The sequence below is a fragment of the Pseudomonas sp. TWI628 genome (assembly GCF_039673865.1).
Classification (GTDB): Bacteria; Pseudomonadota; Gammaproteobacteria; order Pseudomonadales; family Pseudomonadaceae; genus Aquipseudomonas.
In genome coordinates this window covers 89,881-104,899 of sequence record NZ_JBDJMM010000016.1, presented here as the reverse complement: position 1 = coordinate 104,899, position 15,019 = coordinate 89,881, and the positions used below count along the sequence as shown (strand labels likewise).

Sequence of the window (15,019 nt, the reverse complement as noted above, 5' to 3'; positions counted from 1 at the left end):
GGCTTGCCAGCGATGGGCTGCAAGGCAGCCCCAACAAGAACAACACTGCTGGAGCCGGGCCATGTCCGAACTGCGTCAACAATGCTTGTGGGAACACGTCAGCCAACCGACCGTCGCCAGCCAGGCCCTGGCCGGTGAGCACAAGGCCGATGTCTGCGTGATCGGCGGCGGCATCACCGGCCTGTCGGCGGCCATCCACCTGCTCGAACAGGGCAAGTCGGTGATCCTGCTGGAGGCTTGGAAAATCGGCCACGGCGGCTCCGGGCGCAACGTCGGCCTGGTCAACGCCGGCACCTGGATCCGCCCCGATGACGTTGAGGCAACCCTTGGCCAGAAGCAGGGCAGCCGCCTGAACAAGGTGTTGGGTGAAGCCCCGGCTGAAGTGTTCGCCATGATCGAGCGCCTCGGCATCGACTGCCAGGCCCAGCACAAAGGCACGCTGCACATGGCGCACAACGCCACCGGCATCGCCGACCTCGAAGCCCGCCACGAACAATGGCGCCGCCGTGGTGCCGACGTCGAGCTGCTGACCGGCGCCCAGTGCCAGGAATACTGCGGTACCGACAAGATTTCCGCCGCGCTGCTCGACCGCCGCGCTGGCACCATCAACCCGATGGGCTACACCCAAGGCCTGGCCGCCGCCGTGGCCCGCCTGGGCGGCAAGCTGTTCCAGCAATCCTCGGTCGAGGGCCTTGAGCGCGATGGCGATGCCTGGCGGGTGAAGACCGCACGTGGCTCGGTACGCGCCGAGAAAGTGGTAATTTCCACTGGCGCCTACACCGAAGGCGACTGGAGCAACCTGCAGAAGCAGTTCTTCCGTGGCTACTACTATCAGGTGGCGTCGAAGCCGCTGCACGGCGCGGCCGCTGACAAGGTGCTGCCGCACGGCCAAGGTTCGTGGGACACCCGCACCGTACTCAGCAGCATTCGCCGTGACGACCAGGGCCGCCTGCTGCTGGGCAGCCTCGGCCGGGTCGACAACAAGCCGTCCTGGTTCGTGCGCAGCTGGGCCGACCGGATCCAGAGCCATTACTACCCGGAGCTGGGCAAGGTCGAGTGGGAAATGCACTGGACCGGCTGCATCGACTTCACGCCGGACCACCTGATGCGGTTGTTCGAGCCGGCCCCGGGGTTGGTGGCGGTGACGGGCTATAACGGCCGCGGCAACACCACCGGGACCGTGATTGGCCGGGCATTTGCCGAGTTCCTGCTGAAGGGCGAGGCGGACAGCCTGCCGATCCCGTTCTCGCCGATGAAGGGCGTGAGTGCGCCTTCGTTGCGGACCGCATTCTATGAGTCCGGCTTCTCGCTGTACCACGCGGGGCAATGCCTGAGAGTTGTGCTGTAAGCACCGGCTTACTTGTGCAACCAGCTGAGGAAGCCGCCTTTCTTGATCGAAACCGGCTTCTGCAGCAACAACGATTCCCGATTCTGGCGCCGGAACCGCTGCAACTTGCTCAGCGCCGCCTGCACCTCCCCACGCTGCTCAAGGCAGCTTTTCACCTGTGCCTTTTCAATGCGGTACAGCACGCAACTGGTCAAGGTCCGGAACTCGGCCATCGAGTCGTCTTCGTCGATGATCCCCTCGATCCCCAACACCTCACCCGGCCCCATGCGCCCGGCCTCCAGCAGCTTGTCGCCATCGCGCACCGACGCTGAAACCACGCCGCTGCCAATCACCAGCAAATGATCGGACTGTTCGCCGACGCCCAGGATCACCTGATCGGCCAGGTACTCCACGGCAGTCATGCGTTGGCTCAAGGCATCCCGCTCTTCGCCACTCAGCGAGCGGAACACCCGCACCTCGTCCAGCACTTCGCGCTGGCGGCTGCGTGGTGGCATGGCCAGGTCGACGTTCCACATCACCCCGTTGGCTTCCAGATGGCGATGCGCCAGGTCGAACAGCTGGTTGCGAGCATCGGTCTTGCCGGCCATGTCCATGATGAAGCCGCTGGCTTCGTACTCCACCGACTCCAGTGTCGAGGCCTTTACCGTGACCTTGGGCTTGGGTGAGGCGAGGATCGCGCTGGTGCCCTGCAGGGCTTTTTCCAGCGCATCGAAAACCCGCCTTGGGCGTACCTTGGCCGGCACCACCACACAGATCGACACGCCGTTCACATCGGCCGGGCGGCTGTGGTTGAGCAGCCGCGCCTTGGCCGCCACCGAGTTGGGGATCACCGCCAAACTGCCACTGCCGGTGAGCAGGCGCGTGGCGCGCCAGTCGATATCCAGCACCTTGCCCTCGGTGCCGTCGATGGAGATCGAATCGCCAATCTGATAGGGCCGCGTGGTGTTCAGCACGATGCCGCTGAACACGTCGGCCAGGGTGCTTTGCAGCGCCAGGCCGATGACGATGGCCATCACCCCGGAAGTGGCCAGCAGGCCCTTCACCGGCAGTTGCAGCACATAGCCCGCAGCCGCGACCACGGCCGCGAGGAAGATCAGTGCCCCCAGCACATCCTGCAGCAAGCGCCCACCATGGCTGCCACGGGCCACCAGCAGCAGGCCGAACACCACCGTCACCGTGCGCGCGCCAAACAGCCACCAGCCGATGGCCAATACCGTGGCGATCAGGTTGCGCGCTACATCGTCGGGCCACGGCGGCGGTTGCAGCGGGCTCATCCCGGCAGCCACCAGCACCGCGCTGAACAGCAGGAAGGTCACCAGCCGGGCGCCGATCCGCCAGGCCCGGCGCTGGATAGGGATCAACTGCCAGAGCACGAGGTCGAGCAGGATGAGGATGGTGCCGAGCAACAACGGGGACGACTGGATGAACGCCAGCATGGAAGTCTCGGGGGATGAAGGGAGGGCTGTGCGTAGTAATAGAGCAGCTTGGTCGGGCAAGCAATGAGGCCAGCAAATCCGCTGCCAACAGATCGTTCCTTAAATGGAACGCTAAAGCCAAAAACCGCTATCTACCGCTCCAAAGGTGTTGGTTTTAATCTTCTCCCATCAACGCGAAACACCCAACTTACTGAACAAATCAAAACCCTTAGGAGCTACGACCATGACCAACTTCAAATACAACCGCCTGAACAAAGACGACGCCGCTGTCCTGCTGGTCGACCACCAGGCGGGCCTGCTGTCCCTGGTCCGCGACATCGAGCCGGACGCGTTCAAGAACAACGTGCTGGCCCTGGCGGACCTGGCCAAGTTCTTCAACCTGCCGACCATCCTCACCACCAGCTTCGAGCAAGGCCCCAATGGCCCGCTGGTGCCGGAACTGAAAGCGCTGTTCCCGGACGCCCCGTACATCGCCCGCCCAGGCCAGATCAACGCCTGGGACAACGAAGACTTCGTGAAAGCGGTGAAGGCCACCGGCAAGAAGCAACTGATCATCGCTGGCGTAGTGACTGAAGTGTGCGTGGCCTTCCCAGCGCTGTCGGCCCTGGAAGAAGAGTTTGACGTGTTCGTGGTGACCGATGCCTCCGGCACCTTCAACGCCATGACCCGCGACGCCGCCCACGACCGCATGAGCCAGGCCGGCGCGCAACTGATGACCTGGTTCGGCGTGGCCTGTGAGCTGCACCGCGACTGGCGCAACGACATCGAAGGCCTGGCCGCGCTGTGCTCCAACCACATCCCGGACTACCGCAACCTGATGACCAGCTACAACGCCTTCAACGCCAACCAGTAAGCCGGGCGCCGGGCACCGCCAGGCGGTGCCCGGCAAGGGCAGCACACCCATCCAATCCTCCGCCCGTCTGCCGTTGCACAGTGGATGCGGGCAAGCTCATCCCAAGGAACGCCGATGAACACCGCACTCCAAGACAACCGCAACGTGGTGACCCTGGTCATCCAGCACAAGGCCCGCGCCGAGTCGCTGGCGGCTTACGAAGCGTGGCTCAAGCGTACGGTCAGCGCCGCACGTCGCCAGCCGGGGCACCTGGACGTCAACGTCATCCGCCCCGATGAAGGCGGGCTGCACTTCACCACCGTGGTGCGCTTCGCCGACGCCAGCCTGCTGCAGGCTTGGGTCAACTCGGCCGAACGCCAGGCGCTGGTCAACGAAGTACTGCCCTTGCTCGAAGGCGGTGACCATACCCAGGTGCACGACGACCCGGAGTTCTGGTTCACCCCGCCGAGCGTCAACGCCGCGCAACCACCGCGCTGGAAGCAGGCGCTGCTGACTTACCTGGTGATCTGCCCGATGACCATGGTCATCCCGCAATTGCTGGCGCCGCTGTTTGCACGCTTCCCGCAGTTGGGCGGCCCGATCAGCGGCAACCTCATCGCCAACCTGTTCGTCATCCTGCCCGTGGTGTTCTACATCATGCCTTGGGTAACCCGCCGCTGCGCCAACTGGCTGCGCGGCTGAGCCACGCCTTCAACCCGACACTTCAAGGAGATACCGACATGACCACTCTTGTTACCCGCGACGGCACTTCGATCTACTACAAGGACTGGGGCAGCGGCAAACCGGTGCTGTTCAGCCACGGCTGGCCACTGGACGCCGACATGTGGGACTCGCAGATGGAGTTCCTGGCCAGCCGCGGCTACCGTGCCATCGCTTTCGACCGCCGTGGCTTCGGCCGTTCGAGCCAGCCGTGGACCGGCTACGACTACGACACCTTCGCCGACGACATCGCCCAGCTGATCGAACACCTCGACCTGCGTGACGTGACCCTGGTGGGCTTTTCGATGGGTGGCGGTGATGTCAGCCGCTACATCGCCCGCCACGGCAGCGCGCGGGTGGCCGGGCTGGTGCTGTTGGGCGCTGTGACGCCGGTGTTCGGCAAGCGTGAGGACAACCCGGAAGGAGTCGACCTGTCGGTGTTCGACGGTATCGTTGCTGGCCTGCGTGCCGATCGTGCGCAGTTCATCGCCGATTTCGCCACACCGTTCTATGGCCTGAACCATGGCCAGCAGGTATCCCAGGGCGTGCAGACGCAGACCTTGAACATCGCGCTGATGGCCTCGATCAAGGGCACGCTGGATTGCGTGACGGCGTTCTCGGAGACCGACTTCCGTCCGGACATGGCCAGGATCGATGTGCCGACCCTGGTGATCCATGGCGATGATGACCAGATCGTGCCGTTCGAGGCCACCGGCAAGCGGGCGGCGGAGCTGATTCGCGGGGCCGAGCTGAAAGTGTATGCCGGCGCGCCGCACGGGTTTGCCGTTACGCATGCGCAGCAGTTGAACGAGGACCTGCTGGCGTTTCTCCAGAAGTGACGGTGGAGGCCTTCGCGGGTTCGCCCGCGAAGTGACCAGCCCAGGCAGCACAATACGTGAACAGGGCTAACCTTCAACAACCCACCGCACATCCATCCAAGCCCTGACCCTGTATCAGCCGGCATGCTCCGCAGTTGTGCTTGCCGCTGCACCCAGATGGAGAAGCCCATGCCCCAGGACCGCAACGACAAGACTCGTCGCCAGTTCCTCGCCACCAGCACCGTGCTAGGTGCCGCCGGCGCCCTCTGGTCCGCATTGCCCTTTACCGGCCAAGCCGGTTCCGCCCACGCATCCACCCAAGGAGGTTCCATGACCGCCGACCTGATTCTGTTCAACGGCAAACTGCACACCGTTGACCGCGAAAAGCCCACCGCCACTGCCGTCGCCATCAAGGACGGCCGCTTCATCGCCGTGGGCAACGACGCCGAGGCCATGGCCCACAAGGGCAGCGCCACGCAGATCATCGACCTCAAGCAGCGCACGGTGATACCCGGCCTGAACGACTCGCACCTGCACCTGATCCGTGGTGGCCTGAACTACAACCTGGAACTGCGCTGGGAAGGCGTGCCGTCGGTGGCCGATGCCCTGCGCATGCTCAAGGACCAGGCTGCGCGCACGCCGACGCCGCAGTGGGTGCGTGTGGTTGGTGGCTGGAACGAATTCCAGTTCGCCGAAAAGCGCATGCCGACCCTGGAAGAAATCAACCAGGCCGCGCCCGACACCCCGGTGTTCCTGCTGCACCTGTATGACCGTGCGCTGCTCAACCGCGCCGCACTCAAGGCGGTTGGCTACGACAAGACCACGCCGAACCCGCCGGGTGGCGAGATCCAGCGCGACAAATTCGGCAACCCGACCGGCATGCTGATTGCCCGCCCCAACGCGATGATCCTCTACGCCACCCTGGCCAAAGGGCCGAAGCTGCCACTGGAATATCAGGTCAACTCCACCCGCCAGTTCATGCGTGAGCTGAACCGTCTGGGCCTGACCAGTGCCATCGATGCCGGCGGCGGCTACCAGAACTTCCCTGATGACTACTCGGTGATCCAGGAGCTGGCCGACAACAACCAGCTGACCGTACGCATCGCCTACAACCTGTTCACCCAGAAGCCCAAGGAAGAGCTCGACGACTTCCGCAAGTGGACTTCGAGCGTCAAGCTGCACAGCGGCACCGACTTCCTGCGCCACAACGGCGCTGGCGAGATGCTGGTGTTTTCCGCCGCCGACTTCGAGGACTTCCTCGAACCGCGCCCGGACCTGCCGCAGACCATGGAAGAAGAGCTGGAGCCGGTGGTGCGCCACCTGGTTGAGCAACGTTGGCCATTCCGCTTGCACGCCACCTACAACGAGTCGATCACGCGCATGCTCGACGTGTTCGAGAAGGTCAACCGCGACATCCCGTTCAATGGCCTGCCGTGGTTCTTCGACCACGCCGAAACCATCACCCCGCAGAACATCGAACGCGTGCGTGCACTGGGCGGCGGCATCGCCATCCAGGACCGCATGGCCTTCCAGGGTGAGTACTTCGTCGACCGTTACGGCGCCAAGGCCGCTGAGCAGACCCCGCCGATCAAGCGCATGCTCGACATGGGCGTGCCGGTGGGTGCCGGTACCGACGCCACCCGCGTGTCCAGCTACAACCCATGGACCTCGCTGTACTGGCTGGTCAGCGGCAAGACCGTCGGCGGCATGGAACTGTACCCGGAAGGCCTCAGCCGCGACACTGCGCTGCAACTGTTCACCCAGGGCAGTGCCTGGTTCTCCAGCGAGCAAGGCAAGAAGGGCCAGATCAAGGTCGGCCAGCTGGCCGACCTGGCGGCACTGTCGCTGGACTTCTTCAGTGTCGATGAAGAAGCGATCAAGGGCATCGAGTCGGTGCTGACCATTGTCGATGGCAAGGTCGTGTACGGTGCCGGCGAGTTCGACAAGCTCGGCCCGCCGCAGGTGCCGGTGTTGCCGGAGTGGTCGCCAGTGGTCAAGGTGCCGGGGCACTGGCGCGTGGGCACGCCGTCGCTGGCGGCAGCCGTGCATCAGTGCTCGGGGCCGTGCGGGGTGCATGCGCACAGCCATGACAAGGCGCGTAAATCGAGTGTGCCGGTGAATGACTTCCAGGGCTTCTGGGGGGCGCTGGGTTGCTCGTGCTTCGCGTTCTAAGCTGAGCGGATATCAAAAGGGGGCCAGTTACTGGCCCCCTTTTTTGTTCAGTGCTGGGATCAATGCTGAGCCTTGTGCTCCCCACCCGCCAACAGATGCCGAATCTTCACTTCGACCCCATCGGTCTGCAGCATTCGCACCCGCGCCTCGATCTTCAGTTCCCCCCGGGTCACCCGATGGTGATGGCGCAAATGCTCCAGCCACGACTCCTCGAAGAAGAATTCCAGCCATAGCGCCGGATCTGCACTGTCACGCATCAACCCCCATGAAAGCGCGCCATTGCGCTTGCGCATCGCCTCCAGCTCCCGCGCCGCCTGCTGGAACGCCTCGGCCTTGGCCGGCTCGATGTGGTACTCCACAGTCACCATTACCGGCCCGCTTTCCTGGTCCATGTCATCGCTCAGCACCGGTACCGGCCAGTGCAGGGACGGCGTCAGCTCCTCGGCCTCGGTCTCCGGCAAGGTGACCTTGCAGGTCAGCAACGTACCCAGCGCCAGGCCGCCGGCAGCCAGCAACAGGCTGAGGGTGATCGACCCATGGCTGGCCAGCGTACCCCACAGCAAGCCGCCGCTGGCCATGGCGCCAAAGAAGAACAGGATATACACCGACAACGCCCGCGCCCGTACCCAGGCCGGTACCGAGGTCTGCGCCGCCACCTGCAGGTTGGACAGCACCGCGATCCACGCCGCGCCGCTGAGCAGCATTGCCGGCAGCAATACGTAGAAGCTGCGTACCAGTGCCAGGGCCAGCAGGAACAGGGCATACAACAGGCTGGCAAGCATCACCAGGCGGTCGCGGCTGATGCGCTCGCGCAGGCGGGGCAGCAGCGTGGCGCCGGCCACCGCACCGATACCGATGGCCGCCAGCAGCAGGCCGAAGTCGGCTGCAGTGCCCTGCATCTCGCCGCGCACGATCAATGGCAGCAGCGAGGTCCCGGCGCTGGCGCAAAAAAAGAACGCCAAGGCCCGCAACAGTACGGCCTGCAAGGGTTTGGCGCTGCGCGCAAAGCGCAGGCCGGTGCGCATGGCGCCGACGAAGCGCTCGGCCGGCAGCAACGGCGCCTTCACTTCGCGCTTCCACAGGAACAGCACCAGGATCACCCCGGCGAAGGACGCGGCATTCAGGGCGAACGTCAGCCACGGGCCGACCATGCTCACCACCACGCCGGCCAGCGCCGGGCCGATGGCGCGGGACACGTTGATGCCGACACTGGAAATGGCCACCGCGTTGGCCAGGTCTTCCTTGCCCACCAGCTCCGGCGTCAGCGCGCTCCAGGCCGGCATCATCAACGCCGTGCCGATGCCCAGCGCCAATGTCAGTACCAGCAGCAGGGTGACGTTCATCAGCCCGAGCAGCGTCAAGCTCGCCAGTACCACGGCCACCGATGACATCCACAACTGCACCAGCAGCAAGTAGCGGCGCTTGTCGACGATATCCGCCGCCGCACCGGCCGGCAGGGCGAGGAAGAACATCGGCAGCGAGCCAGCCACCTGGATCAGCGCCACGTGCAACGGGTTGGCCGACAGCGTGGTCATCAGCCAGCCGGCGCCCACTTCGTGCATCCAGGTGCCGATGTTGGAAGCGATGGTGGCGATCCACAGCATGCGGAAAGTGGTGTTGCGCAACGGGCTCCAGGCGCCTGAAGGGGAAGTGCTCATGTCAGAAGCTGCCTTTGAGTGGGTATTCGATGATCAGGTAGAGGCGGTCGATGTCATCGCCGGCCTGGGCCTGGTTGGCGCGGTGGCTGACGTGGGAGAGCGACAGGCTGAGGTCTTTGGCTGCGCCCGACTGCACCACGTATTTCAGGTCGACGTCGCGTTCCCAGTGCTTGCCGCCCTGGCCTTGCTGGCCCACATAGGCACCGCTGGCCGGGGCGTGGCTGCCGTCGATGCCGCGGCCGCTGACGTAGCGGCCCATCAGGCTAAGGCCCGGGACGCCGAGGGTGGCGAAGTTGAGGTCGTAGCGCAGTTGCCACGAGCGTTCGCCGGGGCCGTTGAAGTCGGCGTACTTGATCGAGTTGGCCAGGTAGATGGAGTCGCCACCGACGAAGTCGAACGGCGTGTCGCCCTCGACCTTCTGGTAGGCCAGGGTCAGGGCCTGAGCGCCGAAGCTGTACTTGCCCAGCAGGCTGTAGGCGAGGGTGTCGATCGCTCCGGCGCTGGCGTTGCCGGTGTCGCGGGTCTTGTAGAGATTGCCGTCCAGGCGCCAGTTGCCTTGGGCCAGGTTGAGGTTGAGGTAGGCCTGGCGCCAGGTGTCCTCCAGCTCCCCGGCGTACAGCGCACCACCGAACGGGCCGTGCGGCGCGAAGGTGGCACCGGCCAGGCTGATGGCGCGGTTGTGGGTGGTGGCGCCGTAGCCGCTGAAGTCGTCGTGGGTGGAGCTGTTGTCCTGGTTGTTGAAGGCCGTGAAACGGCCTGCCTGCAAACGCCAATCGGGTAGGTCTGTGTTCTCCAGGAACCAGCCGGTGGCGTATTCAGGGTGCAGACGTTTGTCGCCTGTGTCGAACACAGGGGTCTCCACCATCATTTCGCCGTAGCGCAACTGGGTGTTGCCCAGGCGCAGCTTGAGCGCGGCGCCAGCGCTGGAGTAATCGGATTCGGCGCGGCCATCGCTGTCGCGGGGCAGCAGGCCGGTGCCGGCATGGCCACGACCGCCGTCGAGCTTGAGACCAAGGAAACCGTGGGCGTCGAGACCGACGCCGAGCGTGCCCTCGGTGAAGCCGGAGCGAACTTCGCCGATGAAACCCTGGGCCCATTCCTGACGGTAGTTCTGACCGCTTGCGGAGGGCGAGCGGAAGTCGCTGTGCAGGAAGTAGTTACGGCTGAGCAGCGACCAGCCGGGTTCGTCTGCCTGGCCGAGTGCCGGGAAGAGGACGAGGGTGGCGAACAGGGCGCGGCCTGGTCCGTGATTGGCGCGGATCATGGAGGCTCCGGGGGGGATGATCCGGGACTGTGAAGCAAGGATAGGTCAGGGGTCTTGTAAGGGTGTGCTGGAGTCGGCCCGCTAGAGGCTGAAGGCCTGCGCGATGGCGTCGATCACCACGCGCACCCGCGCCGTGTGGCGCACGTCCTGATGGGTCACCAGCCAGATTTCGTAAGGCGTGCGCTGCGCCCAGACCTGCTGCAACCCATCCCTTTCTCCCAGGGGGACCGGCAGCTCGCCCAGCCCGATGCCACTGGCCAGCGCCCGTCGCACCAGCAACCCCGAGGTGCAGGTCATGGCGATCCGCCCTTGGGCGATGGGCTCGCCCGCCAGGGTCACTTCCTTGCCGGTGTCCAGATACGGTTGATAGACCACCAGCTCATGTCCGGCAAACGCACTCCCGGGCAGCGGCTCGCCACACCGTTGCAGATACTCGCGGGAAGCGAACAGCCCACTGTGCCAGCGTGCCAGGCGGCGCACCACCAGCTCGGGGTTGTCTGGCTTGTGCGTGCGCACGGCGATATCAGCCTCTCGCTGGCTGAGGTTGAGCATCTGCGTCGATGCCTGCAGCTGTACTTCGATCCCAGGATGTTTCAGGCGCAGCCGGGCGACCGCCGGGATGATGAAGTCCAGGGCGAAGGAGTCGGTGGTGGTGACGCGCACCACGCCGCTCAGGCGATCATCCAGGCCGAGGATCTGCCGCTGCAGGCCAGCGGCGGCGGCCTCCATTTCAAGGGCCGCACGCATGGCCACCTCGCCAGCGCTGGTCAGCGAGTAACCGCTGGAAGTGCGCAGGAACAGTGTCGCATCCAGTGCACCTTCCAGCGAAGCGAGCCGGCGGCCGACGGTCGCCTGGTCCACCCCCAGGCTGCGGGCCGCGCCGCGCAGGGTCTGCTCGCGACACAGGGCGAGGAATATGCGGGTGTCATCCCAGTTCATCAGGGCTCTCCTCATTGATGCATAAATGCAGGCTAATGATGAAAACTCGCTGCGTTATTTCATCGCTCGGCGACTTTATGCTTTTCCCATCGTCATCAACAAGCGCCTGATCCGGCGCAAGGGAAGATCATGAACGCCTCAACTCAACGTGCGCCTTGGCTGCCGATCTGGGCCGGGCTGTGTGCCAGCCTGGTCGGTATTGGGCTGGCGCGGTTTGCCTATACACCCCTGGTCCCGGCGCTCATCGATGCGCACTGGTTTGCCAGTTCGGCGGTGGTCTATCTCGGCGCGGCCAACCTCGCGGGTTACCTGATCGGGGCGTTGTTCGGCAGGCCGTTGGCGTCGCGCTGGTCGAGCGCAGTGGTGCTGCGCGGCATGATGGTGTTGGTCAGCCTGGCGTTTCTGGCTTGTGCCTGGCCGCTGTCAGTGAGCTGGTTCTTCGGCTGGCGACTGCTGTCGGGTGTGGCCGGTGGGGTGATCATGGTGCTGGCGGCCAGCACCATCCTGCCTCATGTGGCGGCCTCGCGCCGCGGGCTGGCCAGCGGCGCGATCTTCCTCGGCATCGGCTTGGGTATCGCCGGCGCCGCAAGCCTGGTGCCGTGGCTGCTGGGTATAGGGCTGCAGCAAACCTGGCTGGGGCTGGCTGCGATGTCGCTGCTGCTGACCGTCGGCAGTTGGGCTGGCTGGCCTGTGGAGCATGAGCCGCAGGCGATAACGGTCAACCAGCAGGCGGCCGTTTCACCTGCGATCATCGTACTGTTCGGCCAATACGCACTGATGGCCACCGCACTGGTGGCACCGATGATGTTCCTGGTGGACTACGTGAGTCGTGGCCTGGGCGCAGGCACTCATGCCGGTGCGGTAATCTGGGCCTTGTATGGACTGGGCGCGATTGCCGGCCCGGTGTCGTATGGGTTTATGGCCGACCACCTGGGGGCACGCGCCGGCATTCGTCTGGTGCTGCTGGCGCAACTGGCCGCGCTCGGTGCCTTGCTGGCGAGTCACGACCTGCGTGTGTTGGGTGCTGCTGCGTTGCTGATCGGCTCGTTTCCGCCGGGCATCGTACCGCTGGCGCTGGCTCGTGTGCATCAACTGGTCGAAGGCCACGCCCAGCAGAACGCGACCTGGAGCCGGGCGACAGTCTCGTTCGCCAGCTTCCAGGCCATTGCCGGTTACGGCTACTCGGCGCTGTTCGCCGCCACGGATGGCCGCTACGGTCCGCTGTTCGGCGTGGCAGCTGGCGCTGTGGTGCTGGCGCTGCTGGTCGACCTGCTGCTCAAGGAACGTCAGGCCATGTCGCTGATCGCAAACTCCTCGGCCAGGTGATCGATCAACGCCCGTACCGATGGCAGCAACCCACGGCGCGACGGGAAGATCGCATGCACGATGCCGCAACGCGGGTGCCAGTCCGGGATCAGTTCCACCAATCTTCCTGCCGCCAGGTCCTCGCGCACCGCCACCCGCGGCAAGTGCGCAATGCCCACCCCAGCCACCACGAAGTGGCGCAAGGCGAACAGGTCATCGGTCACCATGCGCGGTGTATGCGGGATGACGATGCTGCGGCTGCTGTCCTCGCCTTGGAACAGCTCCCACTGGTATTCCCGCTGGGCGCTGCCCCAGTGCACGCTCGGCAGGGTACTGAGCAGCTGCGGGTCGAAGCCTTTCGGCAGCTGTTCCAGATACTGCGGCTGGCCGACCAGGCACTGGGTGCTGTTGCTCAGCACCTTCATCACCATGTCGGTGTTCTCCAGCGGCGGGAAGCGCACCCGCAGGGCAATGTCGAAGCCCTCGTGCAGCAGGTCGACGCGGCGGTTGGTGCTCTCGATGAACAGTTCAACCTGTGGGTACTTGAGCATGTAACGGGTCAGCATCGGCCCGACCCAGGAGTTGAGCAGGGTGGTCGGGCAACTGATGCGCACCAGCCCGCGTGGTTCACTGCGGTTGCGCTCGATGATCTCTGCCGCGCCTTCGGCCTCCACGCGCATGGCCAGGCAACGGTTGTAGTAGGCCTGGCCGATCTCGGTCAGCGAGCAGTGGCGGCTGGTGCGGTGCAGCAGGCGCACGCCAAGGCGGTCCTCAAGGTCGGCGATGCGCCGGCTGAGCTTCGACTTGGGCATGTCCAGCGCCCGCCCGGCCGGGGCGAAGCCACCGTGCTCCACGACTTGGGTGAAGTAGTAGAGGGAGTTGAGGTCTTCCAATGATCGTTCTCCAGATGGAACGCTAAAGGCAATTTTCGCAGTCTACCGCCGTAAAGGTGATGATTTTAATCTGTGCCCATCAACGCGAAACACCCCAGATTGCTGAAAAATTCATAAACCTTAGGAGCACAGACCATGAGCAAATTCACCTACAACCGCCTGAACAAAGACGACGCCGCCGTACTGCTGGTTGACCACCAGGCTGGCCTGCTGTCCCTGGTCCGCGATATCGAGCCGGACAAGTTCAAGAACAACGTGCTGGCCCTGGCGGACCTTGCCAAGTTCTTCAACTTGCCGACCATCCTCACCACCAGCTTCGAGCAAGGCCCTAACGGCCCGCTGGTGCCAGAGCTGAAAGCACTGTTCCCGGATGCCCCGTACATCGCCCGCCCAGGTCAGATCAACGCCTGGGACAACGAAGACTTCGTCAAGGCGGTGAAGGCGACTGGCAAGAAGCAGCTGATCATTGCCGGTGTGGTGACTGAAGTGTGCGTGGCTTTCCCGGCGCTGGCTGCACTGGAAGAAGAGTTCGACGTGTTCGTGGTGACCGATGCTTCTGGCACCTTCAACGAAATGACCCGTGATGCCGCACACGACCGTATGAGCCGGGCCGGTGCACAGCTGATGACCTGGTTTGGTGTGGCTTGTGAGCTGCACCGCGACTGGCGCAACGACATCGAAGGGCTGGCGGCGCTGTGCTCCAATCACATTCCGGACTACCGCAATCTCATGACCAGCTATAACGCGCTGACTGCTGGTAAGTAACAGCGACCAGTTCAAACAGAAAAGGACGGCCCCAACGTGGGGCCGGCCTTTTCTTTTTGGGTACTGACAGCCCGCATCAGCACAGCCCCTGCGCAAGCGGCTGTGAGGATGATTTGGCTCCGGCTACATCCTTTTTGGGAAATCTCTTACATAGAGAAGCGGATGGCATCACGGCGCTAAGTGGGAAGGTCAAGAGCAGACTGGATAGCCCGGAAATCTTTCAGGAGTGTCCCCATGAGCCGCGCCAATGCCCGCTTGAAAAGTGTAAGGCATGACCTTACACTCAATCACCAATGATCAGGAGTTTCAGGCACAAAGGCCTGCGTCTGCTCCATCAACAGCGTGACTCGTCTGGGGTACGTGCAGATCATGTCAATCGCTTGCGTCGCTTGCTTGCTTCCCTTGAGGTCGCACAAACGCCTGCAGACATGAACCGTCCAGGTAACCGCCTTCATCCTCTGCATGGAAAGCTGGACAGCTTTTGGGCAGTGAATGTCTCGGGTAACTGGCGTCTGGTGTTCCGCTTCATTGGTACTGATGTGGAGCTTGTCGATTATCTCGATTACCACTAGGAGGATTCATCCATGCCTATGTTCGATCCTCCCCATCCTGGGGAATCCTTGCGAGAAGACGTGCTGCCTGCAATTGGCATGAATGTCACTGAGTTGGCCCGCCATCTTGGCTATTCGCGAGGGCAGTTATCCACAGTGCTCAATGGGCGCGCCGCCATTTCAGCCGATCTTGCGTATCGACTTGAGCTGGCAGGTCTTGGTCCTGCCCGGCAGTATCTTGCTGAACAGGCAGCTTACGATTTATGGCAAGCCGCGCACCGTGAGCATCCACAGATAGCGCGGCTGGTGATTGCCTGA

General features: G+C 64.0%; 14 protein-coding genes. 9 read left to right on the top strand and 5 right to left on the bottom strand.

Features of this window, described 5'->3' with window-relative positions; translation table 11 throughout:
- Window positions 1-61: 61 nt before the first annotated feature.
- The gene (locus tag ABE528_RS14480) at window positions 62-1,348 is read left to right on the top strand and encodes an FAD-binding oxidoreductase (RefSeq protein ID WP_152959057.1); all 1,287 of its coding nucleotides are present in this window, start codon (window positions 62-64) and stop codon (window positions 1,346-1,348) included.
- Between the two features lie 8 nt (window positions 1,349-1,356).
- Here the strand turns inward: ABE528_RS14480 and ABE528_RS14475 are convergent, their stop codons facing one another.
- Complete coding sequence (locus ABE528_RS14475) at window positions 1,357-2,784, bottom strand: mechanosensitive ion channel family protein (protein WP_152959058.1); 1,428 nt, start codon at window positions 2,782-2,784, stop codon at window positions 1,357-1,359.
- 223 nt (window positions 2,785-3,007) lie between these two features.
- Between ABE528_RS14475 and ycaC (ABE528_RS14470) the strand changes: the two genes are divergently transcribed.
- From ycaC (ABE528_RS14470) to ABE528_RS14455, 4 genes are all read left to right on the top strand, one after another.
- Window positions 3,008-3,637 (top strand): isochorismate family cysteine hydrolase YcaC, encoded by a 630-nt coding sequence (gene ycaC / locus ABE528_RS14470; RefSeq protein WP_152959059.1) that lies wholly within the window; start codon window positions 3,008-3,010, stop codon window positions 3,635-3,637.
- Between the two features lie 114 nt (window positions 3,638-3,751).
- A complete protein-coding gene (locus tag ABE528_RS14465; protein ID WP_152959060.1) occupies window positions 3,752-4,318 on the top strand; it encodes an antibiotic biosynthesis monooxygenase in 567 nt (188 codons plus the stop codon).
- 38 nt (window positions 4,319-4,356) lie between these two features.
- Window positions 4,357-5,175, top strand: a complete 819-nt coding sequence (locus ABE528_RS14460) for an alpha/beta hydrolase (protein ID WP_152959061.1) — start codon at window positions 4,357-4,359, stop codon at window positions 5,173-5,175.
- Between the two features lie 309 nt (window positions 5,176-5,484).
- A complete protein-coding gene (locus tag ABE528_RS14455) occupies window positions 5,485-7,326 on the top strand; it encodes an amidohydrolase (RefSeq protein WP_178120133.1) in 1,842 nt (613 codons plus the stop codon).
- Between the two features lie 59 nt (window positions 7,327-7,385).
- On the opposite strand, the gene ABE528_RS14450 is transcribed toward ABE528_RS14455, so the two are convergent.
- The 3 genes from ABE528_RS14450 to ABE528_RS14440 form a co-directional block, all read right to left on the bottom strand.
- The gene (locus ABE528_RS14450; RefSeq protein WP_346653323.1) at window positions 7,386-8,984 is read right to left on the bottom strand and encodes an MFS transporter; all 1,599 of its coding nucleotides are present in this window, start codon (window positions 8,982-8,984) and stop codon (window positions 7,386-7,388) included.
- A 1-nt stretch (window position 8,985) separates the two neighbouring features.
- Window positions 8,986-10,248: an OprD family porin gene (locus ABE528_RS14445; RefSeq protein ID WP_346653322.1), complete on the bottom strand. Its 1,263-nt coding sequence runs from the start codon at window positions 10,246-10,248 to the stop codon at window positions 8,986-8,988.
- A gap of 81 nt (window positions 10,249-10,329) precedes the next feature.
- On the bottom strand, window positions 10,330-11,187 hold the full coding sequence (locus ABE528_RS14440; RefSeq protein WP_152959065.1) for a LysR family transcriptional regulator: 858 nt from the start codon (window positions 11,185-11,187) through the stop codon (window positions 10,330-10,332).
- Between the two features lie 129 nt (window positions 11,188-11,316).
- Here ABE528_RS14440 and ABE528_RS14435 point away from each other — a divergent pair, with 129 nt between their 5' ends.
- The gene (locus ABE528_RS14435; RefSeq protein WP_152959066.1) at window positions 11,317-12,513 is read left to right on the top strand and encodes a YbfB/YjiJ family MFS transporter; all 1,197 of its coding nucleotides are present in this window, start codon (window positions 11,317-11,319) and stop codon (window positions 12,511-12,513) included.
- Here the strand turns inward: ABE528_RS14435 and ABE528_RS14430 are convergent.
- Window positions 12,474-13,385, bottom strand: a complete 912-nt coding sequence (locus ABE528_RS14430; RefSeq protein WP_152959067.1) for a LysR substrate-binding domain-containing protein — start codon at window positions 13,383-13,385, stop codon at window positions 12,474-12,476. The two genes, ABE528_RS14435 and ABE528_RS14430, sit on opposite strands and share 40 nt — an antisense overlap.
- A gap of 135 nt (window positions 13,386-13,520) precedes the next feature.
- On the opposite strand from ABE528_RS14430, the gene ycaC (ABE528_RS14425) reads away from it, so the two are divergent.
- From ycaC (ABE528_RS14425) to ABE528_RS14415, 3 genes are all read left to right on the top strand, one after another.
- On the top strand, window positions 13,521-14,150 hold the full coding sequence (gene ycaC, locus ABE528_RS14425; RefSeq protein ID WP_019096456.1) for an isochorismate family cysteine hydrolase YcaC: 630 nt from the start codon (window positions 13,521-13,523) through the stop codon (window positions 14,148-14,150).
- A gap of 293 nt (window positions 14,151-14,443) precedes the next feature.
- Entirely contained in the window at window positions 14,444-14,722 is a 279-nt protein-coding gene (locus tag ABE528_RS14420; RefSeq protein ID WP_152959069.1) for a type II toxin-antitoxin system RelE/ParE family toxin, read from the top strand.
- Between the two features lie 12 nt (window positions 14,723-14,734).
- Window positions 14,735-15,019 (top strand): HigA family addiction module antitoxin, encoded by a 285-nt coding sequence (locus ABE528_RS14415; RefSeq protein WP_152959070.1) that lies wholly within the window; start codon window positions 14,735-14,737, stop codon window positions 15,017-15,019.